At 65.8% G+C, this 21,313-nt stretch carries 22 protein-coding genes and 1 tRNA gene; 3 read left to right on the forward strand and 20 right to left on the reverse strand.

What is annotated here, in order from left to right:
• Positions 1-35: 35 nt before the first annotated feature.
• From ARC78_RS00190 to trpB, 12 genes are all read right to left on the reverse strand, one after another.
• Positions 36-1,343 carry an NADH-quinone oxidoreductase subunit D gene (locus tag ARC78_RS00190; RefSeq protein ID WP_054656935.1) on the reverse strand — a complete coding sequence of 436 codons (1,308 nt, stop codon included), beginning with the start codon at positions 1,341-1,343 and terminating at the stop codon, positions 36-38.
• Positions 1,340-2,092: an NADH-quinone oxidoreductase subunit C gene (locus ARC78_RS00195; RefSeq protein ID WP_054656933.1), complete on the reverse strand. Its 753-nt coding sequence runs from the start codon at positions 2,090-2,092 to the stop codon at positions 1,340-1,342. The genes ARC78_RS00190 and ARC78_RS00195 overlap by 4 nt, the downstream gene beginning before the upstream one ends.
• A 33-nt stretch (positions 2,093-2,125) precedes the next feature.
• Complete coding sequence (locus tag ARC78_RS00200) at positions 2,126-2,680, reverse strand: NuoB/complex I 20 kDa subunit family protein (protein WP_054656931.1); 555 nt, start codon at positions 2,678-2,680, stop codon at positions 2,126-2,128.
• Entirely contained in the window at positions 2,671-3,027 is a 357-nt protein-coding gene (locus ARC78_RS00205; protein ID WP_054656929.1) for an NADH-quinone oxidoreductase subunit A, read from the reverse strand. The genes ARC78_RS00200 and ARC78_RS00205 overlap by 10 nt, the downstream gene beginning before the upstream one ends.
• A 110-nt stretch (positions 3,028-3,137) precedes the next feature.
• Positions 3,138-3,222: transfer RNA gene (locus tag ARC78_RS00210), tRNA-Leu, on the reverse strand.
• A 48-nt stretch (positions 3,223-3,270) separates the two neighbouring features.
• Entirely contained in the window at positions 3,271-3,702 is a 432-nt protein-coding gene (gene secG, locus ARC78_RS00215) for a preprotein translocase subunit SecG (RefSeq protein ID WP_054656927.1), read from the reverse strand.
• Positions 3,703-3,732: 30 nt separating this feature from the next.
• Entirely contained in the window at positions 3,733-4,488 is a 756-nt protein-coding gene (tpiA, locus tag ARC78_RS00220) for a triose-phosphate isomerase (RefSeq protein WP_054656925.1), read from the reverse strand.
• Positions 4,489-4,653: 165 nt separating this feature from the next.
• On the reverse strand, positions 4,654-5,592 hold the full coding sequence (locus ARC78_RS00225; protein WP_057505470.1) for an isopenicillin N synthase family dioxygenase: 939 nt from the start codon (positions 5,590-5,592) through the stop codon (positions 4,654-4,656).
• Between the two features lie 74 nt (positions 5,593-5,666).
• Entirely contained in the window at positions 5,667-7,022 is a 1,356-nt protein-coding gene (glmM, locus tag ARC78_RS00230) for a phosphoglucosamine mutase (protein ID WP_057505471.1), read from the reverse strand.
• Positions 7,022-7,903 (reverse strand): acetyl-CoA carboxylase, carboxyltransferase subunit beta, encoded by an 882-nt coding sequence (gene accD, locus ARC78_RS00235; RefSeq protein WP_054660516.1) that lies wholly within the window; start codon positions 7,901-7,903, stop codon positions 7,022-7,024. Before accD ends, glmM begins: the two co-directional genes overlap by 1 nt.
• A 142-nt stretch (positions 7,904-8,045) precedes the next feature.
• Positions 8,046-8,903 (reverse strand): tryptophan synthase subunit alpha, encoded by an 858-nt coding sequence (gene trpA, locus ARC78_RS00240; RefSeq protein ID WP_057505472.1) that lies wholly within the window; start codon positions 8,901-8,903, stop codon positions 8,046-8,048.
• 246 nt (positions 8,904-9,149) lie between these two features.
• On the reverse strand, positions 9,150-10,367 hold the full coding sequence (gene trpB / locus ARC78_RS00245) for a tryptophan synthase subunit beta (protein WP_054660338.1): 1,218 nt from the start codon (positions 10,365-10,367) through the stop codon (positions 9,150-9,152).
• A 214-nt stretch (positions 10,368-10,581) separates the two neighbouring features.
• On the opposite strand from trpB, the gene ARC78_RS00250 reads away from it, so the two are divergent.
• Positions 10,582-11,472, forward strand: coding sequence for a LysR family transcriptional regulator (locus ARC78_RS00250; RefSeq protein ID WP_057505473.1), 891 nt, complete (start codon positions 10,582-10,584; stop codon positions 11,470-11,472).
• Here the strand turns inward: ARC78_RS00250 and ARC78_RS00255 are convergent.
• The 8 genes from ARC78_RS00255 to prmB all read right to left on the reverse strand — a co-directional run bounded on the left by ARC78_RS00255 (position 11,461) and on the right by prmB (position 19,527).
• Positions 11,461-12,141, reverse strand: a complete 681-nt coding sequence (locus ARC78_RS00255) for a phosphoribosylanthranilate isomerase (RefSeq protein WP_057505474.1) — start codon at positions 12,139-12,141, stop codon at positions 11,461-11,463. The two genes, ARC78_RS00250 and ARC78_RS00255, sit on opposite strands and share 12 nt — an antisense overlap.
• Positions 12,138-12,911 (reverse strand): tRNA pseudouridine(38-40) synthase TruA, encoded by a 774-nt coding sequence (gene truA / locus ARC78_RS00260; RefSeq protein WP_054660351.1) that lies wholly within the window; start codon positions 12,909-12,911, stop codon positions 12,138-12,140. The genes ARC78_RS00255 and truA overlap by 4 nt, the downstream gene beginning before the upstream one ends.
• A gap of 45 nt (positions 12,912-12,956) precedes the next feature.
• Entirely contained in the window at positions 12,957-13,316 is a 360-nt protein-coding gene (locus ARC78_RS00265; RefSeq protein WP_054660349.1) for a VOC family protein, read from the reverse strand.
• Positions 13,317-13,327: 11 nt separating this feature from the next.
• The gene (locus ARC78_RS00270) at positions 13,328-15,178 is read right to left on the reverse strand and encodes a type IV pilus assembly protein FimV (protein ID WP_057505475.1); all 1,851 of its coding nucleotides are present in this window, start codon (positions 15,176-15,178) and stop codon (positions 13,328-13,330) included.
• 95 nt (positions 15,179-15,273) lie between these two features.
• Positions 15,274-16,299, reverse strand: coding sequence for an aspartate-semialdehyde dehydrogenase (locus ARC78_RS00275; protein WP_054659342.1), 1,026 nt, complete (start codon positions 16,297-16,299; stop codon positions 15,274-15,276).
• Between the two features lie 83 nt (positions 16,300-16,382).
• Positions 16,383-17,435, reverse strand: coding sequence for a 2-hydroxyacid dehydrogenase (locus ARC78_RS00280; RefSeq protein ID WP_054659340.1), 1,053 nt, complete (start codon positions 17,433-17,435; stop codon positions 16,383-16,385).
• Positions 17,428-18,531: a chorismate synthase gene (aroC, locus tag ARC78_RS00285; RefSeq protein ID WP_054659339.1), complete on the reverse strand. Its 1,104-nt coding sequence runs from the start codon at positions 18,529-18,531 to the stop codon at positions 17,428-17,430. The genes ARC78_RS00280 and aroC overlap by 8 nt, the downstream gene beginning before the upstream one ends.
• 69 nt (positions 18,532-18,600) lie before the next feature.
• Positions 18,601-19,527: a 50S ribosomal protein L3 N(5)-glutamine methyltransferase gene (prmB, locus tag ARC78_RS00290; RefSeq protein WP_054659337.1), complete on the reverse strand. Its 927-nt coding sequence runs from the start codon at positions 19,525-19,527 to the stop codon at positions 18,601-18,603.
• 225 nt (positions 19,528-19,752) lie between these two features.
• Between prmB and ARC78_RS00295 the strand changes: the two genes are divergently transcribed.
• Both ARC78_RS00295 and asd read left to right on the forward strand, forming a co-directional pair.
• Entirely contained in the window at positions 19,753-20,400 is a 648-nt protein-coding gene (locus tag ARC78_RS00295; RefSeq protein WP_057505476.1) for an SCO family protein, read from the forward strand.
• On the forward strand, positions 20,397-21,239 hold the full coding sequence (gene asd, locus ARC78_RS00300; protein WP_057505477.1) for an archaetidylserine decarboxylase: 843 nt from the start codon (positions 20,397-20,399) through the stop codon (positions 21,237-21,239). The genes ARC78_RS00295 and asd overlap by 4 nt, the downstream gene beginning before the upstream one ends.
• Positions 21,240-21,313: the final 74 nt, after the last annotated feature.

The following is a 21,313-nucleotide window of genomic DNA, read 5'->3' on the forward strand; positions in this document are numbered from 1 at the left end:
CACGCGGGCATCGAGCGTTGTGCAGTTCACCGGCATTACCGGTCGACCTCACCGAACACGAGATCGTAGGTACCGATCATCGCCACCACGTCACCCAGCATGTGACCACGCACGACCGAGTCGAGCGAGGACAGATGGGCGAAGCCAGGCGCGCGCAGATGCACGCGGAACGGCTTGTTGGCACCATCGGAGAGCAGATAGCAACCGAATTCGCCCTTCGGCGCCTCGACGGCCGCGTAAGTCTCACCGGCTGGCACGCAATAGCCTTCGCTGAACAGCTTGAAGTGATGGATCAGCGCTTCCATGTCGTCCTTCATTTCCGCGCGCGAGGGCGGCGCGACCTTGAAGTTCTGGACCATCACCGGACCGGGATTGGCTTTGAGCCACTGCACGCACTGTTTGATGATGCGGTTGGATTCGCGCATCTCGGCAACACGGACCAGGTAGCGGTCATAGCAATCGCCATTGGTGCCGAGCGGAATGTCGAAATCCACCGCATCGTACTTGGCGTAGGGCTGCTTCTTGCGCAGATCCCAGGCCACACCCGAACCACGCAGCATCACGCCGGTCATGCCCCATGCCATCGCATGTTCGGGCGTGATCACGCCGATACCGACGGTACGCTGCTTCCAGATGCGGTTGTCGGTCAGCAGGGTTTCGTATTCGTCGACACGCTTGGGAAATTCATTGGTGAAATTCTCCAGGAAGTCGAGCATCGAACCCTCGCGCGAAGCATTCAGACGCTTCAGCGCATTGCCCTTGTGCCAGCGCGATTCCTTGTACTTGGGCATCGCATCGGGAAGGTCGCGATAGACACCACCCGGGCGGTAATAGGCTGCATGCATGCGAGCACCGGAAACGGCCTCGTAGCAGTCCATCAACTCTTCACGCTCACGGAAGGTGTACAACATCACCGCCATCGCACCCAGGTCCAGCGCACCGGTGCCGATGTTCATCAGGTGGTTCAGGATGCGGGTGATTTCGTCGAACATGGTACGGATGTACTGCGCCCGCTCCGGCGCTTCGATACCGACCAGATTCTCGATGGCACGCACATAGGCATGCTCGTTGCACATCATCGAGCAGTAATCCAGGCGATCCATGTAGCCGATCGACTGGTTGAACGGCTTGGATTCGGCCAGCTTTTCGGTACCACGATGCAGCAGGCCGATATGCGGATCGGCGCGCATGATGGTCTCGCCATCCATCTCAAGGATCAGACGCAACACACCGTGAGCAGACGGATGCTGCGGACCGAAGTTCATCGTGTAGTTGCGGATCTCCTGCTGGGCTTCAACAGGATTGCTGGCGAAGGCCTGCGAGGCCTGCTTGAACTCACTCACTTGCTTGCCTCCGTCTGCGCGCGCTCGCCTTCCGCGGTCTGGAAGCGAGCGTCGTCGCGGATAACGCGTGGCACGCCGACGCGCGGTTCAACCGACGTCACCGGCTCATAGATCACGCGCTTCTTCTCTTCGTCGTAACGCACTTCGACGTTGCCGATCAGCGGGAAATCCTTGCGGAACGGATGGCCCACGAAACCATAGTCGGTCAGGATCCGACGCAGGTCCGGATGCCCTTCAAAAATCACGCCGAACAGATCGAACGCCTCGCGTTCGAACCAGTTCACACCCGGCCAGACGCTGGTCAACGAAGCGACCACCGGCAACTCTTCGTTCGGCGCAAAACAGCGGATGCGCAGCAGCTGGTTGTGCTGGTAGGAACGCAGCTGGGCAACCACGGCAAAACGCTGCTTCGGCATGGCGTCAGGCATCGCCCCAGCGGTCGACTCATGACTGGGGAACTCGCCCCAGGCAAAGCGGCCCGTGCTCTTTCCTTCCACACCACGACTGAAGCCGTGCGAGGACACGTCCGAGGTATCCCACTCGTCACTGCCGTAGCCGAGATAGTCGACGCCGCAAAGATCGGTGAGGTGCTCGAAGCCGAACTCGTCACGCAGCGCCAAGGCGGTTGCGTGCCAGTCGGCCGCAGCCACCTCCAACGTAACTTCGCCGCGCGGTTCGATCACGAAGACCTGCGCACCGGCAAAACGGGCGCGAAGTCGATCGATCAATGAATGTGCTTGCTGGGCCATGGGGGCTGGCGTGCTCTTGATTTGAAAGGGAAATCAGCGAGAGATGGTCTGGGTGCGCCAGATCTTCTTCTGCAACTGCAAAATGCCGTACACCAGCGCCTCGGCGGTCGGCGGGCAACCCGGGACGTACACGTCCACCGGCACCACGCGATCACAGCCACGGACCACCGAATACGAATAGTGGTAGTAGCCGCCACCGTTGGCGCAGCTGCCCATCGATATGACCCACTTCGGATCCGGCATCTGGTCATAGACCTTGCGCAGCGCCGGCGCCATCTTGTTGACCAACGTGCCGGCCACGATCATCACGTCCGACTGACGCGGCGACGGGCGGAACACGATGCCGTAACGGTCCAGATCCAGACGCGCCGCACCGGCGTGCATCATCTCCACCGCACAGCAGGCCAGACCGAAGGTCATCGGCCACATCGAGCCGGTACGCGCCCAGTTCAACAGCGCATCGACACTGGTGGTCACATAGCCCTTCTCGAGCAGCGGATTGTCGCCTTCAGGCCGCAGGATGTCGTCGACCCGCCCTTCCGGGATCGGGTTGTTCATCAGGCCGTCGAGAGTTTGAATCACTCCCATTCCAGCGCTCCCTTCTTCCACACATAGATAAAGCCGAGGAACAGCATGCCTACGAACAGCCCCATAGTGACGAGCGAACGGGCGCCCAGCTCCATGAAGACCTGGGTCCAAGGCACGATGAAGATGATTTCCAGATCAAAGACGATGAACTGGATGGCGATGAGGTAGTAGCGCACGTCGAACTTCATGCGCGCGTTCTCAAACGCCTCGAAGCCGCACTCGTACGGCGAAAGCTTCTGACTGTCCGGGCTACGCGGAGCGAGGAACCGGCCGATCAGCATCAGCGCGATACCGATACCGGTGGCGACGATCAGAAACAGCAGAGACGGCAAATATTCGGCCAGCACAGCGATTCTCTCTTGCCTCTGCCTTGGCACCTGCGGGCGCCGCGGCATGGGTGATTGTCGGGAATGTGATGACGGGGCGCCAACGCGCCCCGCGAACCCGCAAATACTAATGGTGCCCAAGAGGGGACTCGAACCCCTACGACTCTCGTCGCTACCACCTCAAGGTAGTGCGTCTACCAATTCCGCCACCTGGGCTTACGTCAGCGCAACTGTTTTGCAGTGCGCCGCGTATTGTAACCGTCTTCAGTCTTTCTGTGCGCCCTCGACGGGCTTTTCTTCACTCTGGACCGGAATATTTTCCGTGGGAGCGGCCGCCTGCGGCACATCACCCACTGCCGCCACCTGCGGCACCGCCTGCAACTCACCCACGGGCACCGAAGGAGCCACTGCCGGCGCTACCGCCTGGGACATGACCCCGAGCCCCTCACCCGCCGGACGCGCGCCGTGGCTTGCATACCAGGCCATGAACAGGCTGATACCGAAAAACACCACCGCCAGCCACTTGGTACTCTTGGATAGGAAATTCGAGGCGCCACGCGCGCCGAACACCGTACCTGACGCACCCGCACCAAATCCCGAGCCAGCTGCAGCACCCGAGCCACGCTGCATCAGGATCAGCGCGATCATCGCGACCGCCACCAGCACATAGACCACATTGAGGATCAACATCAGCATTTGAAATCCGTCCCGGACAATTCCACCCGATTAGCGACCGGCCGCTGCTCTCGCGATGGCCAGAAAATCAGCCGCCACCAGCGAAGCGCCACCTACCAGCCCGCCATCGACGTCAGGCTGTGAAAACAGCTCTGCAGCATTGTCGGGCTTGACGCTGCCACCATAAAGGAGCGACAACGAATCAGCGATTCTAGCATCGGCCTTGGCCACTACGCCACGAATGAACGCATGCACGGCCTGCGCCTGCTCTGGCGTCGCGGTCTTTCCGGTACCGATCGCCCAGACCGGCTCATAGGCCACCACCGCTTTGGCAAATGCATCGACTCCGGCGAGATCCAGGACCGGCGCCAGTTGCGAGGCGATCACCTGCTCGGTCCGACCGGCCTCACGCTGCTCCAGCGTCTCACCGACACACAAGACCGGGATCAGTCCGGCATGGATGGCCGCCAGGAACTTCCGTGCCACCAGCTCACTGCTTTCGTTGTGGTACTGGCGGCGCTCCGAGTGCCCTACCAGCCCATGCGTTGCCCCGACATCCACCAGCATGGCGGCGGAGACCTCGCCGGTATAGGCGCCCTTTTCGTTGCTGCTGACATCCTGCGACCCGAATGCCAGTTCCGTGCCCTCGAAGTCCTCGATCAGATCGCCCAGATACGGCAGTGGCGGCAAGATCACCAGCGACACCCCCTCAAGCGGCAGGCCAGCGGCCACCTGCCCCACCAGTTCGGTGGCGAATTGACGGCTGCCATGCAGCTTCCAGTTACCGGCAACGATCTTCTGGCGCATTCAGGAATGACTCCCCGTAAAAAGGTGGGCGAAGGATAGCCGAATTGCGGCCATCGACAGGACAACACCGGACAATCCGGGACAACATGCACAAACGCCGCCGGACCCGCAGGCCGCGACGGCGTTGTGGCGGAGCCGCACCGGACAGACCGGCCGGCCAACGCGTTACTTCAGCTTGATCTCGCGCAGGCGTTCTTCCAGGAAGCCATGGGCCGTAATCGCTTCGGGGTAACGACTCGGATTCTCCGCGCTAACGCACGAAGGCAGCACATCGATCAGGAAATCCGGATTCGGATGCAGGAAGAACGGCACCGAGTAGCGCGGCTGGCGGGCCAATTCACCCGGAGGATTGACCACGCGATGGATGGTCGACGGGTACACGTGGTTGGTCAGGCGCTGCAGCATGTCGCCGATATTGACCACGATGGTGTCGGCATCGGAGGTGAACGGCACCCACTCGCCTTCGTGCGACTGCACTTCCAGGCCGGCGGCACTGGCGCCGACCAGCAGGGTGATGAAGTTGATGTCGCCATGGGCGCCGGCACGCACATTGGGGATGTCGTCGGTGGTGATCGGCGGGTAGTGGATCGGCCGCAGGATCGAGTTGCCGTTGTTGGTCTTGTCGGCGAAATAGTCCTCCGGCAGACTGATGTGCAGCGCCAGCGCCGACAGCACGCGCGCGCCCAGCTGGTCCAGCTTCTGGTAAAGACCGTACCCGTACTCCTTGAAGCCGGGCACTTCACTCGGCCACAGGTTCGGCGGCATCACTTCGCGGTACTTGGAATCGTCCGGAATCTCACGGCCGATATGCCAGAACTCCTTCAGGTCGAAATGCTTGGAACCCTTGGCGGTCTCGACCCCGAACGGCGTGTAACCGCGAGCACCACCACCACCGGCCAGGTGATACTGCTTTTTCACAGCCTCCGGCAGCGCAAAGAACGCCTTGAAGGCCTCATAGGCGGCATCGATCTCGGCCTGCGGGATACCGTGATTGCGGATACCGGCAAACCCCCACTGGCGATACGCCGCGCCCAGCTCAGCCACGAAGGCGTCACGGTCGGTATCGAAACGGGTGATGTCGAGGGTGGGAATACGGGAACTCATTCAACTACTCCAGAGAAGGAAACGGGGCGCCGGCTATTGGAACCGGGACCCCGACAGCAACACCATGATCCAGCTCAAACCTGTGCGGCAGCCGAACGGACGGCGTCGGCCAGTGCTTCGAGCGTGTCCGTCATCAACCCGGCCTGGTCGGCCTCGACGGTGACCCGCACCACCGGCTCGGTGCCCGACGGCCGCAGGAACGCCCTGCCCCGTCCGGCAACCGCCGCCTGCGCCGTGGCCAGCGCCGCCTGCACCGGCGCGCTCCTGACCACTTCGCGCGCCCCCGACTCCAAGCGCACATTGATGGTCTTCTGCGGCACCATCACCAGCCCCGCGCCCGCCTGGCGCAGGGTCTGGCCGGCACTTCCCAGCACTTCCAGCACCTGCAACGCACTGATGATGGCGTCACCGGTCGTGGCCCGGTCCAGGCACAGGATATGTCCCGACGCCTCGCCCCCCAGCACGCCCTTGCCCTCGACCAGCGCCTGATGCACATAGCGATCACCGACATTGGCCCGCACGAACGGGATGTCCAGCCGTTCCAGCGCCTGCTGCAGCCCGTAATTGGTCATCAAGGTACCGACCACCGGCCCACGCAAACGACCGCTGGCCTGCCAGGCCTTGGCCAGGATATAGAGCAGGCCATCACCGTCCACGGCGGCGCCCGTATCGTCCACCATCAGCACACGGTCGCCGTCACCGTCGAAGGCGATGCCCAGATCGGCCTCCACCTCGACAACCTTGCGCGCCAGGTTGTCGATATGGGTGGACCCCACCCCGTCATTGATGTTGATGCCGTTCGGCTCGGCACCGATGGCGATCACCTCGGCCCCCAGTTCACGGAACAGCAGCGGCGCGATGTGGTAGGTCGCGCCATGGGCGCAGTCCAGCACGATCCTGAGCCCGCGCAGGTAGAAATCGCGCGGCACGCTGACCTTGCAGAACTCGATATAGCGGCCGACCGCGTCGCGGGCACGCATTGCCTTGCCCAACCGGTCGGACTCAACCGTAGAAAATGGCGCCTCCAGTGCCGCTTCCAGCGCCAGCTCGGTGGCATCGTCGAGCTTCTCGCCTTCACCGGAGAAGAACTTGATGCCATTGTCGTGATGCGGATTGTGTGAGGCACTGATGACGATGCCGGCGTCGGCACCCAGCGTGTGGGCCAGAAACGCCACTGCCGGGGTCGGCATTGGCCCCAGCAGCTGCACATCGGCCCCCGCGGCTACCAGCCCGGACTCGAGCGCCGCCTCGAACATGTAGCCCGAGATGCGGGTGTCCTTGCCGATCACCACGGTCGGCCGGCGCCCGGTACGTTCGAGCAACACCCGCCCCAGCGCATTGCCCACACGCAGCACGAAATCAGCGGAAATGACGCCCTGGCCGACCCGGCCACGGATGCCGTCGGTGCCGAAATACTTGCGTGTTCTCATCAGGCCGCTTCGTCTTCGTTCTCAGGCTGTCGCATCATCATCGCCAGCAGCTCGGCCAGGCGGTCACGCATTTCGCGACGGTCGCAGATCTGGTCGATGGCGCCATGCTCGAGCAGGAATTCCGAGCGTTGGAAGCCTTCCGGCAGCTTCTCGCGGACGGTCTGCTCGATCACGCGCGGGCCGGCAAAGCCGATCAGTGCGTGCGGCTCGGCGATGTTGATATCGCCGAGCATCGCGAACGAGGCCGACACGCCCCCGGTGGTGGGATGGGTCAGCACCGAGATATACGGCAACCCCGCGTCACGCAGCTTGCCTAGCGCGGCCGAGGTCTTGGCCATCTGCATCAGCGAGAACAGGCCTTCCTGCATGCGCGCGCCGCCACTGGCGGAGAAACACACATACGGGCAACCCAGCTCAAGTGCGGTTTCCGCAGCCAGCGAGAAGCGCTCGCCGACCACCGACCCCATCGAACCGCCCATGAACGCGAAATCGAAGGACGAGGCCACCAGCGGGCGGCCCTTCAGCAGGCCGCGCATCGCCACCAGCGCGTCGTACTCGCCGGTGTTCTTCTGGCTGGCCTTGATGCGTTCGGCGTACTTCTTCTGGTCCTTGAACTTGAGCACGTCGGTCGGCCCGAGGCGGGCGGCGATCTCGGTGGTGCTGTCGGCATCAAACAACGAGGCCAGGCGCGCGCGGGCGCGGATGGCCATGTGATGGCCACACTTGGGGCAGACCTCGAGATTCTCTTCCAGTTCCGGGCGGTACAGGGCCGCGCCGCAGCTGCTGCATTTTTCCCACAGGCCCTCGGGGACGCTGCGTTTCTTGGAAGGCGTGTTGTCGGTACGGATGCCGGACGGCATCAACTTGCTGAGCCAACTCATGCGGGGTGACGGTTCCGTTCAGGGCGACCTTGCGGCCGCGACAGGGCCCACAGTCTAGCTCACCCCTGCGACGGTGGCGCCCCCCGCCTGCACACATCCGGGCCTATGCCCGGACGACGCAAACCCTACCCCCGCGTACGTTTCACTCCTTACACGGGGCGCGGGCAACCGGCCTGCCCGGGCTCAAGCCAGCGCCATCCAGCGCCGCGCGCAACGGCCGCAGGAACTCGCCCGCCAATGCCGCGGCCCCAGCTGGATCGGCCGCGGCAGACATTCGCGCCACCAGCGCACTGCCAACCACCACGCCATCGGCATCCACCGCCATCGCCGCCGCACTGGCGGCGTCCTTGATACCGAAACCGGCCACCACCGGCACTTTCGCACCGGCCCGCAACAGCCGCAGGCGCTCGCCCGCGGCCGCACTGTCCAGTCGTTCGGAGGCACCGGTGACGCCGGCGAAACTCACGTAGTACAGGTACCCCTGCGCCGCTTCGCACAAGGCATCGAGACGGACCGGGCTGCTGGTCGGCGACGCCAGCAGGATCAGCGCCAAGCCGGCGGAAGTGAAGGCTGCCCGGATATCCTCGGCCTCTTCCGGGGGCAGATCCACCAGCAGCACGCCATCCACACCGGCGGCGACCGCCTCCTGTGCATAACGGACAGCGCCACGGATCTCGACCGGGTTGAGATAGCCCATCAGCACCACCGGCGTGGTCACATCGGTCTGGCGGAAGCGCGCCACCGTATCCAGCACATATTGCCGCCCAGCCCCGCGTGCCAGCGCCTGTTCGGAGCTGCGCTGGATCGTGGGCCCATCGGCCATCGGATCGGAGAACGGCACGCCCAGCTCGATCACATCGGCGCCGGCCTGGACCAGCGCATGCATCACCGGCACGGTCGCCTCCAGCGAAGGATCGCCGGCGGTGATGAAAGGAATCAGCGCCTTGCGACCGGAGGCACGCAGGCGGGCGAAGCAGTCGTCAATTCGGGTTACGGACATCTCAGGCACATCCTTCAATCAGTTCAACCGCGTCCGGCTGGCCCCAGTAAAGCGGGGTCAGCAGACCATGGAGTGTTTCCAGGCGCAGGGCCACGCGGGCGGCGTTGCCGGTCCAGGTGGCGCAATCCCCTTCCGGTGATACACACGCGGCGGACGCCGTCGCCGCCCGCGGTGTCGCAGAAGGCGTGCACGCCGTCAATGCCACGGCCAGGCCGATCAGCAACGGAGCTCGCATCGCGGCGGCTCTCACAGCACCAGCCCCTCACGCGCGGCGATAGTGTGCACATCCTTGTCGCCGCGGCCGGACAGGTTGCACAGCACCAGCGCATCCTTGGGCAGTTCGCGTGCCAGTTTGATCGCCTGCGCCACCGCATGGCTGGATTCCAGCGCCGGCAGGATGCCCTCGGTACGGGTCAGGCGATGGAAGGCGGCCAGCGCTTCCTCGTCGGTGATGCCCACGTACTGGGCGCGACCGGTGTCGGCCAGGAACGCATGCTCCGGACCGACGCCCGGGTAATCCAGACCGGCGGAAATCGAATGGGTTTCGGTAATCTGGCCATCGTCATCGCACAGCACATAGGTGCGATTGCCGTGCAGCACACCCGGCCGACCGGCCGATATCGACGCGGCGTGGCGACCCGTAGCGATGCCATCACCGCCCGCCTCGGCACCGTAGATCTTCACTTCAGGATCGTTGAGGAAGGCGTGGAACAGGCCGATGGCGTTGGAGCCGCCGCCAACGCAGGCGGTGATCGCGTCGGGCAGGCGGCCGTAATCCTCCAGCATCTGCGCGCGCGCCTCGCGCCCGACAATCGCATTGAAGTCGCGCACCATGCGCGGATAGGGGTCCGGACCGGCCACGGTGCCGATGATGTAGAAGGTGTCGCGCACATTGGTCACCCAGTCGCGCATCGCCTCGTTGAGCGCATCCTTGAGCGTGGCCGAACCGCTGCTCACCGGCACCACCGTCGCCCCGAGCAGCTTCATCCGGTAGACGTTGATCTTCTGCCGCTCGATATCGGTGGCCCCCATGTAGACCACGCACTCGATGCCCAGCCGCGCGGCCACCGTCGCCGAGGCCACACCGTGCTGGCCGGCGCCGGTCTCGGCGATGATGCGGGTCTTGCCCATGCGCGCGGCCAGCAGCGCCTGGCCGATGGTGTTGTTGATCTTGTGCGCGCCGGTGTGGTTGAGGTCCTCGCGCTTGAGCAGGATCTGCGCACCGCCCACATCGCGACTCAGACGCTCGGCATGGTAGATCGGACTCGGCCGGCCAACGTAGTGTTTCAGATCCTTGTCGTAGGCGGCGATAAAGGCCGGATCAACCCGCGCCTGGTCGTAAGCGGCGGCCAGCTCCTGCAGCGGGCCAACCAGCGTTTCGGCGACAAAACTGCCGCCATAGCGGCCGAAGTGGCCCCGGGCGTCCGGGAAGGCGTGGAAATCGTCGATCGGCGAGGCGGTCATGGCAATCACGGCAACAAGGAACAGGACTGCAATCTAGCCCAGCCAAGCTGACATGAATATCGATAAATCCTGATTCATGTGTTAGAAAAACTCACATGAAAAAACAGCAGGACAGTCGTTTCTCACGACAAAAACGCCCGAAGGGTGGCGCAGGGCCGGCTTTTGCTCCTGCAAAACCGGCATTCCCGCCATCCGTGGCGGTCAGACGTGCGCCATGAAAGACGATCGCGCCCTGCCCTCACTCAATGCCTTGCGTGCTTTCGAGGCCGCCGCACGGCTGCGCAGCGTCAGCTTGGCCGCAGCGGAACTGCACGTCACCCACGGCGCGGTCAGCCGCCAGTTGCGGGCACTGGAAGAGGAGCTGGGGCTGGCCCTGTTCGAACGCGATGGCCGTGGCATCCGCCCCAGTGCCGCAGGTCATCGCCTGCTCGAGGCCAGCTCGGCGGCCTTTGCGCAGATCAGTGACTGCGCGGCGGCGCTGCGCCGGCCACAACGCGACGCGGCGTTCGTGCTTGGCTGCCCCGGCAGCATCCTCGCCCGCTGGGTGATTCCGCGCCTGCCCGACCTGCAGCACGACCTGCCGCAGCTGACCTTGCACCTGGCCGCGCAGGAAGGCGATTTCACCCCGCGCCTGGAAGGCCTGGATGCCGCCCTGATGCTCGGCCAGGCGCCGTGGCCGCCGGGCTGGAAGGTCCACACCCTGGCGCAGGAGCGGATCGGGCCGGTGTTCAGCCCGGCCATGCCCGGCGCGCAGCTACTGGCACAGCAGCCGCCCGGCGCCCTGCACGAGCACGCGCTGCTGCACACCCGCTCGCGCCCGCAGGCCTGGCCAACCTGGGCCATGCGCAACGGTATCGATCACCAGCGCCTGCACTACGGCACCGGTTTCGAGCATCTCTATTACCTGCTGGAAGCGGCCGTCGCCGGGCTCGGTGTGGCCATCGCCCCACAGCCGCTGGTGGCCGAAGAGCTGGCCCGTGGCCGGCTGGTCGCGCCGTGGGGCTTTGTCGATACCGACGGCAGCTGGGGGTTGTGCACCACCCGTGGCGACGACCCGCGCGTGGAACTGCTGGCACAGTGGCTGCAGCGCCAGTTACAGGGCTGAACCCGCCTCGGTGGTGTCGTCGGCGGCCATGTCGGCACGGCGCACCTCTTCGACAAACTGGCGCATCTTGTAACCGTCCTTCAGACCCGGCGCCGACTCGATGCCGCTGGACACATCCACGCCCCACGGCTGGGTGGCGAGGATCGCGTCGTGCACGTTCTCCGGGCGGAGACCGCCGGCCAGCAGGAACGGGCGATGCACGCCCGGCGGAATCTGCGACCAGTCAAACGAGACTCCGGTGCCACCACTGCCGCCGACCGCGTGACTGTCGAACAGGAAGCCGGCCGTATGCGGATACAGCTGCTGCAGCCCGCGTGCGGTGATCTCGGTGCCACCGCCCATCGCGATCGCCTTCAGGTACGGCATGTTGAAGCTGCGGCAGAAACCGTCGTCCTCATCACCATGGAACTGCAACACGGTGGGCCGCACCGCACGCAGCACCTCGCGCACTTCCTCGCGATTGTTGTTCTGGAACAGCGCCACCACGTCCACCATCGGCGCGATCGCCTGGCGCATCGCGCGCGCCTCGGCTGGCGCCACCCGGCGCACGCTGCCTTTGGCGAAGATGAAGCCGATCGCGTCCACCCCCAGCTCGCTGGCCAGGCGGATGTCACCGGCGCGGGTCATGCCGCAGAACTTGATGCGGGTACGGAACAGCGTGCGACTCACAGCGTCACCTCGGCCGGCAATTGCCAGTGCTCAGGATACAGCGGACCGACGAACACCAGCCCCTGCGGCGGCGCGGTGGGCCCGGCCTGATTGCGATCACGGGCCGCCAGCACGTCGGCGATCCAGCTTTCCGGCTTCTCGCCCGCCCCCACCATCAGCAGCGAGCCGACGATATTGCGCACCATATGGTGCAGGAACGCATTGGCCTGCACTTCGACCTCCACCACCTCGCCATGACGGCGGACCGAGATCGCCTGCAGCTCACGGCGTGCGTGCAACGCCTGGCACTGCGCGCTGCGGAACGAGCTGAAATCGTTCTCGCCCAGCAGCGCCTGCGCGGCCCGGTGCATCGCATCGGCATCCAGCGGCCGCCGCTCCCAGCTCAGGGTCTGCCGGTACAGTGCGGGCCGGACCTGCCGGTTCATCAGCCGGTAGCGGTAGCGACGCGCACGGGCCGAGAAACGGGCGTTGAACTCCTCGTCGACCGGCACGCACCAGCGCACGCAGACCGAGGGCGGCAGCCGTGTAGTCGTTCCCAACATCCAGCCGCGCGGCGTGCGCGCAACCTCGCTGTCGAAATGCACCACCTGGCATTCGCCATGCACGCCGGCATCGGTACGGCCGGCACAGACCACATGGATCGGCGCGTCCGCCACCGAGGACAGCGCATCCTGCAACGTCGCCTGCACGCTGGCACAGCCGCTCTCACCGAGCTGCTGCCAGCCTTTGAACTCGCTGCCGTCGTACTCCACGCCCAGCGCGTAACGCATCGTCAAACCTCTTGGAATTTCGCTACCGCGGATATCGCGGCGCGGTCAGTCGCTGTCGCGCTCGGACCACACCGCCAGCTCATTGCCACCGGGCTCGATGAACTGGAAGCGGCGGCCGCCGGGAAACACGAACACCGGCTTCACCACCTCGCCGCCATGCGCCAGCACCGCGGCCTGCACCGGCGCCAACTGCGCCGCATACAGCACCACCAGCGGCGCGCCGGCGCTGGTGGTCACCGGCGTGCCGCGGAAGAAACCACCCTGCAGCTGGCCGTCATCGAACGCGGTGTAGTCCGGGCCGTAGTCCTCGAACTGCCAGCCGAACACCTGCTCGAAGAAGCGGCGACTGGCGGCCGGGTCGGATGAGGCAAATTCCACGTAATCGATACCACGCTCGCGCTTCATCGCAACCTCCGTCACCGCATCCGGCCGAGCAGTTCCAGCGCTTCGTCCCGCGCCTGCGGATCGCCGCCCTGCATCACTTCGCCCAGCAGCGTGCGCGCGGTTTCCGCGTCCCCCAGGTCCAGATAGGCGATGGCCAGCTCCAGCCGCTCGCGACCGGCCGGTGCCGGGCTCAGGGGCGCCACCGGCGCGGTGTCAGCCGCATCCCAGGCCGATTCGGGTACTTCCGCTTGCACTATCGCCGACAGCTCGGGCGCTTCCACCACCGGGGGCGAGGCCTCCCCCAGCGCCGCGGGCGCCGGCTCAACAGTCGGCGGCAGCGGCTCGGCATAGATCGCCGGACCGCCCCTCAGCCATGCCGGCATCGGCTCTTCATAGGCGTCCGGCTGCACCGCGACGTGGTCTTCTGCCACTGGCTGGACCATAACCGCTTCAGCCCCGGAATCCCGCCCCCGGGCGACATCTGCGCTCTGATCGTCCACCTGATCGGCGGCCATGCCCATCACCGGCATCGCCGCCACCAGCCCGTCGGCACCAAAGTCGCGGCGCGGGGCAGGCGGCAGCGGCTTGCGACGGCGCGCCAGCCACCAGCCCAGCGCGGCAACCACCACCAGTATGAGACCCAACCACAACCAGCCCAATGAAGCCCCGTCCTCACGCCTGCCGGCCTCGGCCAGTCGCATCTGGGCGGCCGCCAGGTCCGAATCCTTCATCGCGATGAGCGCTTGCTGCTGCTGTTGCAGTTTCTCCAGCTCACCGACGCGATCACGCAGTTCCTGCAATTCGGCATCACGCGTGGCCAGATCTTCTTTGGCCTGCCGCAGTTGTTCATTTGCCAGCATGTCACCCTCGCCCCCGGCGTCGAGGCCGGTTGTCATTCCTGCGGTCTGTTGTGCACCGGCGGCCGCCGCGGCGATCTCCAGCCGCGCGCCGGTGGCCGCGGCCGCCGGAGAAGCGGAACGCGCCGGCTGTGCGGCGGCATCGGCGACCGCCGGCTGCGGAACCGGCGCGCGAGCCTGCCGCCACTGCGCGGTCTGCTCACGCACCATGGCCCGTGCCTCGGCCGCATCCACCCGTGCCAACTCTTCCTGCGATGGCGTACGCAACACCGCGCCCTGCTTGAGCAGGTGGATGTTGCCGCGGATGAAGGCCTCCGGATTGGCGCGCATCAGCGCCACCATCGTCTGGTTCAGCGAAGTGCCGCTTTCGCGCGAGAGTTCCCTGGCGACCTGCGACAGGCTCTGGCCACGCTGTACCGGCGCCAGCTGGCCCGGCACCTGCGCCGCCGGACGCGCGGGCGCCGGAGCTGGCGTCGCCGGCGCCGCGGCGGGAGCCGCCGGTGCGTTGGGCAGCGGCGCTTCGCGCAGCGGTTCGGGCTCGCGCACGATCAGGTTGGAAGGTGCCGCCGCCGGGGCTTCAATCACCGGCTCGGCCACCGCGGTGGCGGTTTCCGGCGCGGCCACCAATGCCGAATATTCGCGCACCAGCCGCCCCTGGCCCCAATCGACTTCGATCAGGAAGCCCAGCGCCGGCACCTGTACCGGCGCGGCGCTGGTAACGCGGATGACCGCACGTCCCTCACGGTCCTGCGCGAACTGGAACTGCAACTCGCTGACCAGTCCTTGCGGGCGGGCCAGGCCCACACGTTCGAAGGTGACCGGCGAAGCCAGACCAACCGTGGCGTTTTCCAGCTCCCCCGGATCGCTGGAAATGATCGGGATCTCCGCCAGAAAGGGCTGGCCCGGCTTGGACAGCACGCGGATGTCGCCCAGCCCCAAGGCCATCGCGGCGCTGCTGAACAGCGCCAGGATGAGAACAAGCACGCCTTGTATCGAGCGCATGGCGCTCCTGCCCCTATTTTTCATGGAGCCAATATAACGGCTCGCCCCGATTTCGAATACCGCAGGAAACAGGTGCCGATTCGCGAGCCGGCCAGGCGGGCCGGCCCCGCTGTTTCCGATCACCCGCCGGCGGCCACCAGCTCGGCGATCTGCACGGCGTTGAGCGCGGCCCCCTTGCGGATGTTGTCCGCCACCACCCACATGTTCAGCCCCCGCGGGTGCGAGATGTCCTCGCGGATGCGGCCGACATAGACCGGATCGGTACCCGAGGCATGGGTGACCGGGGTCGGATAGCCGCCGGCCTTGCGCTCGTCCACCACCTTCACCCCCGGTGCGGCGGACAGCAGTTCGCGTGCCTGCTCGGTGCTGATCTTCTTCTTCGTCTCGATGTTCACCGCCTCGGAGTGACCGTAGAACACCGGCACCCGCACCGCGGTCGGGTTCACCAGGATGCTGTCGTCGCCGAGGATCTTGCGGGTTTCCCAGACCAGCTTCATTTCCTCCTTGGTGAAGCCGTTGTCGAGGAACTCGTCGATATGCGGGATCAGGTTGAAGGCGATCTGCACCGGGAACTTGCTCGGCTCGATCTCCTGGAAACCGAGCAGCTGCGCGGTCTGCTTGCCCAGTTCTTCCATACCGGTCTGGCCGGCACCGGACACGGACTGGTAGGTGGCGATGTTGACGCGCTCGATGCCGTATTCGCGGTGGATCGGCGCCAGCACCGGCATCAGCTGCATGGTCGAGCAGTTCGGGTTGGCGATGATGCCGCGCGGACGGTTCTTCGCCGCTTCCGGGTTGACCTCGGACACCACCAGCGGCACGTCATCGTCATAACGGAAGGTGGAGGAGTTGTCGATCACCACGGCGCCAGCAGCGGCGAACTTGGGCGCGAATTCCCGGGAAATACCGCCACCGGCCGAGAACAGGGCGATCTCGACGCCGGCCGGGTCGAACGTGGCCAGGTCCTGGATGGTGATCTTGTCGCTTTCAAAGTCGACCTGCTGGCCGGCCGAACGCTCGGAAGCAAGCAGGGTCAGCGTGCTGATCGGGAAGTTGCGCTCGGCCAGGATCGACAACATGGTCTGGCCGACCGCGCCGGTGGCGCCAACAACGGCTACATGGAAACGACGGGCTTCATTGCTCATGGGGTGCACTCGAAAAAAGGGAGAGGGGGGACACACGTCGAGCCAGGTTCGGGGAACCTCCGGCGAACCGCCGCGGAGGCTCCCTACCGTTTTTTGATGATGGTTTTGCTGCGGGCAACAGCCAGCCGCGCCGCACCGGAGGTCAGCAGGTCGGCATTGATCGCATTGGCCGGATGGCCGGCATCCGGCCCCAGCCCCAAGCCGGCGAGCAGATTGTCCACCGCCAGCTGCACCATCGCCCGGCGCGTGGCCAGCGAGGCGCTGCCGATATGCGGGGTCAGCACGATATTGCGCAGGCCAAGCAGTTCTGGGGGCACCTGTGGCTCGTTCTCGTAGACATCCAGCCCCGCTGCAGCCAGCCGGCCGTTGGCCAGTGCGTCGGCCAGCGCCCGCTCATCGACAATGCCGCCGCGGGCGATGTTGACCAGCGTGGCGGTCGGTTTCATCTTCGCCAGCGCAGCGGCATCGATGATGTGGTGGTTCTGCGCGGTATACGGCAGCACCAGCAGCAGATGATCGGCACGGGCCAGCAATTCATCGAAGCCGACGTAGCGCGCACCGACGGCCTGCTCCTGCTCGGCCGGCAGTTGTGAGCGGTTGTGGTACAGCACCGGCATGCCGAAGCCCTGGTGGCCGCGGCGAGCAATCGCCTGGCCGATCCGCCCCATGCCCAGGATGCCCAGCGTGCTGCCATGCAGATCGGCACCGAGCATGGTGGTGAACGACCACTGCCCCCACTGGCCTTCACGCAGCCAGCGGTCGGATTCGACGATGCGCCGCGCCGCCGCCATCAGCAAGGAAAATCCCAGATCGGCCGTGGTTTCGGTCAACACATCCGGCGTGTTGGTGGCGAGGATGCCGGCCGCACTCAACGCGGGGATATCGAGGTTGTTGTAGCCGACGCCGACATTGGCGATGACCTTCAGGCGCGCCGCGCCGGCAACTTCCGCCGCACCGATACGGTCGTTGAGCGTGACCAGCGCACCGTCCATGCCTGCCAGCTGCGCGGCCAATGCGGCACTGTCGTGCGCGGTGACTTCCGGGGTAGCCACCACATCGCAGTACGCCCCCAGCTGCGCGACGGTATCGTCGAACAGGGGCTGCGATACCCAGACGCGTGGCCGCTGCTCAGCCATCGACACTGCCGGGAATACGCGGTGTCATCTCGCCCACATCAGCGCATTGCGCGCGGTGGCGCAGGGCCTGGTCCATCAGCACCAGCGCCAGCATCGCCTCGGCGATCGGGGTGGCGCGAATGCCGACGCACGGATCGTGGCGACCGGTGGTGATGACCTCCACCGCGTTGCCGCCCGTGTCCACGGTGGCACCGGGCAGGCGCAGGCTGGAGGTCGGCTTGAGCACCATCGACGCGACGATCTGCTGGCCGGTGGCGATGCCGCCGAGGATTCCACCGGCATGGTTGGACTGGAAGCCGTCCGGGGTGATCAGGTCCCGGTGTTCGGTACCCTTCTGCGCGGCACTGGCGAAACCGTCGCCGATCTCCACGCCCTTGACCGCGTTGATACTCATCAGTGCCGCGGCGATATCGCCGTCGAGCTTGCCGTAGATCGGCTCGCCCCAACCGGGCGGCACAGCGTCGGCGACCACGGTCACGCGCGCACCGACCGAATCGCCGGACTTGCGCAGCGCATCCATGTACGCCTCCAGCGCCGGCACCTGGGCGGCATCGGGCCAGAAAAACGGATTGTCCTCGACCGCGCTCCAGTCGTGCCCCGCCGGGACGATCTCGCCCAGCTGCGACAGATAGCCGCGCACGCTCACCCCATAGCGCTGCTTGAGCCACTTCTTGGCGATGACGCCGGCGGCCACGCGCATGGTGGTTTCGCGCGCCGAGGAGCGGCCACCACCGCGCGGGTCACGGATGCCGTACTTCTGCCAGTAGCTGTAATCGGCATGGCCAGGACGGAACTGCGCGGCGATGGTGCTGTAATCCTTGCTGCGCTGGTCGGTGTTGCGGATCAGCAGACCGATCGGGGTACCGGTCGTCCTGCCCTCGTAGATACCGGACAGGATCTCCACCTGGTCGGCTTCGCGCCGCGCCGAGGTGTGGCGGCTCTTGCCGGTGGCCCGGCGCTGCAGATCGTGGGCGAACTCTTCGGCGCTGATCTCCAGTCCCGGCGGACACCCGTCGATCACGCAGCCGATGGCCGGCCCGTGTGACTCGCCGAAGGTGGTGACCGTAAGCAGCTTTCCGAACGAGTTACTGGACATGCACGACCTTTGCAGACGCCTGCGTGCCGGCGTGGATACCACCGGCGTTGTTCTGTGAAACCGGCGCCCTCAGCGGACGCTGGCCAGTTCAGCGATACGCGCGTGGTGGGCGCGCAGTTCGGCCGCTTCGACGGCGAAAATACCCATCTGCCCGACCTTGAATTCGATCCAGGCGAAATAGACTTCCGGCAGCAGCTTGATCAGGTGCTGCTCGGAATCACCCACTTCGCAGATCAGCAGACCGTCTTCGGTGAGATGCTCCGGCGCGTCGCGCAGGATCTTCAGCACCAGGTCCAGGCCGTCGTCGCCGGCGCGCAGCGCCAGATCCGGCTCGTGCGAATACTCCTGCGGCAGCGCATCGGTCTCGTCGTTGGTGACGTACGGCGGATTGGTGACGATCAGATCGTAGACGCGCCCTTCCAGCCCGTCGAACAGGTCGGACTTGATGATTTCGACGTTGTGCGCGAGCAGGCGCTGCTTGTTCTCATGGGCCAGCGACAGCGCGGCATCATTGATGTCGCTGCCATCCACCTGCCAGTTCGGGTAGTAGTGACCCATGGCGATGGCGATGCAGCCCGAACCGGTGCACAGGTCCAGTGCACGGGTGACCTCACGGCCGGCCAGCCACGGCTCGAAACCGCCCAGGATCAGCTCGGCGATCGGCGAACGCGGCACCAGCGCGCGCGCATCGCTCTTGAAGCTCAGCCCGGCAAACCAGGCCTCGCCGGTCAGATAGGCCGCCGGCAGACGCTCATCGATACGGCGCTGGAACAGCGCCAGCACCTGCTCGCGCTCTTCCTGCAGCAGGCGCGCCGAGCCATAGGCCGGGCCGAGGTCCGGCGGCAGGTGCAGGCTGTGCAGGACCAGCTGGGTCGCCTCGTCCAACGCGTTGTCATAGCTGTGACCGAAGGTCAGGCCGGTGGCATTGAAACGACTGGCGCCGTAGCGGATCAGATCGACGATCGTGTGGAGTTCAGCGGCCGCTTGGGCAGTCATGGCGATACAGGAGTACAGAATGGCCTGCGATTATAGGCGCGTGCCCGGTATATTGAGCGCCCAGTTGCAGCCGAAACTTCGGCAACACCCGCCATCAGGCGCCGAATCCGACGGCAAACCGCGCCCTCGCGTGCTGGTGGGCCACTGCAATCCCCTACACTCCCGGGTCCTGCCCATGGCCGAGCGCCTGCTGCGACGCCTGGCACCTGTACGGAAAAACCGCCCATGTTCAATCGCAATGTCGGCATCATCCTGGCCATCGCCCTGGCCGCCGGCCTCGGTCTGGTCCTGGCGCAGAAGGTGTTCGGCCCCGGCAAGACCCCGGTCGGGGGCGACAGCTCGATCATCTTCTACGGCACGCCGCGCACCTTGCCGGAGTTTGATCTGGCCCAGTCCGACGGCACCCGCCTGATTCCCGGCGAGCTGCGCGGGCACTGGACCCTGGTCTTCCTCGGCTTCACCTCCTGCCCGGATGTGTGCCCGACCACGTTGACCGAGCTGGCCGCCGCGCAGAAGCAATGGGAATCCCTGCCCGACAGCCTGCGTCCGCGCGTAGTGCTGGTTTCGGTGGACCCGGAACGGGACACCCCGGCGCGGCTGGGCGAGTACGCCCACGCCTTCCACAAGGACACGATTGCCGCCACGGCCGACATCCCCTCGCTGGAGCGCTTTGCCACCTCGCTGGGCATGGTGTTCCAGAAGTCCCCCGGCAAGCATTTCGATGAAAACCCCGATGACTACAGCATGGATCACTCGGCCAGCATCGCCGTGCTCGATCCGCAGGGCCGCCTGGCCGGGCTGATGCGTCCACCGTTCAACCCGCAGGCCATCGCCACCGACCTGCTCAAGCTCACCGAGAAAACCGCCCCATGAGTCTGGTAACAACGCTCAGCTACGTCCTGCCGCATCGCCTGCTCTCCTCGATGGCCCGTTCGCTGGCCTACTCGCAGAACCCGCGCCTCTCGCGCTGGCTGATCGATACGGTGACGGAGAAGTTCAACGTCAACCTGGCCGAAGCGGCCAACCCGGACCCGCGCAGCTACCCCAGCTTCAACGCCTTCTTCACCCGCGCCCTGAAGCCCGGCGCGCGCGCGGCCGCGGCCGACCCGCGCACCCTGACCATGCCGGCCGACGGCCGCATCAGCCAGCTGGGCCCGATCGCCGACGGTCGCATCTTCCAGGCAAAGGGCCAGTCGTTCACCGCCGCCGAGCTGCTGGGCGACGCCGCCGACGCGGCGCCGTTCCACAACGGCCTGTTCGCCACGGTGTACCTGTCTCCGCGCGACTACCACCGCGTGCACATGCCGTGGACCGGCACCCTGCGCGAGACCGTGCACGTGCCCGGCCGTCTGTTCAGCGTTGGCACCGACGCGGTGGCCAACGTGCCGCGCCTGTTCGCCCGCAACGAGCGGCTGGTGTGCCACTTCGACACCGACTTCGGCCCGATGGTGCAGGTGATGGTCGGCGCACTGCTGGTTTCGGGCGTGGAGACGGTGTGGAGCGGTGAGGAAATCCCGGCCTATGGCGATCGCATCACCCGCAAGGACTGGCGTGGCAAGGGCATCACGCTGGAACGCTTCGCCGAGATGGCGCGTTTCAATTACGGCTCCACGGTGATCGTGCTGCTGCCGCCGGGCGTGGCCGATTTCGATCCCTCGCTGAAGGCCGAAAGCCCGGTGCAGCTTGGACAGGCGCTGGCGCGGCTGAAGTAACCCACCGCTGCGGCGCCCTGTCATTCCTGCGGCGCGGCGCGTTTCAATTACGGCTCCACGGTGATCGTGCTGCT

Source organism: Stenotrophomonas pictorum JCM 9942, assembly GCF_001431585.1.
In the GTDB taxonomy this organism is placed as follows: domain Bacteria; phylum Pseudomonadota; class Gammaproteobacteria; order Xanthomonadales; family Xanthomonadaceae; genus Stenotrophomonas; species Stenotrophomonas pictorum.

Bases quoted from the DNA above. Each gene is read 5' to 3' on its own strand.
- truA (WP_054660351.1), bottom strand. From the start codon at position 12,911: ATGCGTTACGCGCTGGGCGTGGAGTACGACGGCAGCGAGTTCAAAGGC.
- ARC78_RS00265 (WP_054660349.1), bottom strand. From the start codon at position 13,316: ATGAAGCGCGAGCGTGGTATCGATTACGTGGAATTTGCCTCATCCGAC.
- ARC78_RS00270 (WP_057505475.1), bottom strand. From the start codon at position 15,178: ATGAAAAATAGGGGCAGGAGCGCCATGCGCTCGATACAAGGCGTGCTT.
- trpA (WP_057505472.1), bottom strand. From the start codon at position 8,903: ATGTCCGTAACCCGAATTGACGACTGCTTCGCCCGCCTGCGTGCCTCC.
- asd (WP_057505477.1), top strand. From the start codon at position 20,397: ATGAGTCTGGTAACAACGCTCAGCTACGTCCTGCCGCATCGCCTGCTC.
- ARC78_RS00195 (WP_054656933.1), bottom strand. From the start codon at position 2,092: ATGGCCCAGCAAGCACATTCATTGATCGATCGACTTCGCGCCCGTTTT.
- ARC78_RS00275 (WP_054659342.1), bottom strand. From the start codon at position 16,299: ATGAGCAATGAAGCCCGTCGTTTCCATGTAGCCGTTGTTGGCGCCACC.
- aroC (WP_054659339.1), bottom strand. From the start codon at position 18,531: ATGTCCAGTAACTCGTTCGGAAAGCTGCTTACGGTCACCACCTTCGGC.
- ARC78_RS00225 (WP_057505470.1), bottom strand. From the start codon at position 5,592: ATGAGTTCCCGTATTCCCACCCTCGACATCACCCGTTTCGATACCGAC.
- ARC78_RS00200 (WP_054656931.1), bottom strand. From the start codon at position 2,680: ATGGGAGTGATTCAAACTCTCGACGGCCTGATGAACAACCCGATCCCG.
- ARC78_RS00250 (WP_057505473.1), top strand. From the start codon at position 10,582: ATGAAAGACGATCGCGCCCTGCCCTCACTCAATGCCTTGCGTGCTTTC.
- tpiA (WP_054656925.1), bottom strand. From the start codon at position 4,488: ATGCGCCAGAAGATCGTTGCCGGTAACTGGAAGCTGCATGGCAGCCGT.
- secG (WP_054656927.1), bottom strand. From the start codon at position 3,702: ATGCTGATGTTGATCCTCAATGTGGTCTATGTGCTGGTGGCGGTCGCG.
- ARC78_RS00280 (WP_054659340.1), bottom strand. From the start codon at position 17,435: ATGGCTGAGCAGCGGCCACGCGTCTGGGTATCGCAGCCCCTGTTCGAC.
- prmB (WP_054659337.1), bottom strand. From the start codon at position 19,527: ATGACTGCCCAAGCGGCCGCTGAACTCCACACGATCGTCGATCTGATC.
- accD (WP_054660516.1), bottom strand. From the start codon at position 7,903: ATGAGTTGGCTCAGCAAGTTGATGCCGTCCGGCATCCGTACCGACAAC.
- ARC78_RS00295 (WP_057505476.1), top strand. From the start codon at position 19,753: ATGTTCAATCGCAATGTCGGCATCATCCTGGCCATCGCCCTGGCCGCC.
- glmM (WP_057505471.1), bottom strand. From the start codon at position 7,022: ATGAGAACACGCAAGTATTTCGGCACCGACGGCATCCGTGGCCGGGTC.
- trpB (WP_054660338.1), bottom strand. From the start codon at position 10,367: ATGACCGCCTCGCCGATCGACGATTTCCACGCCTTCCCGGACGCCCGG.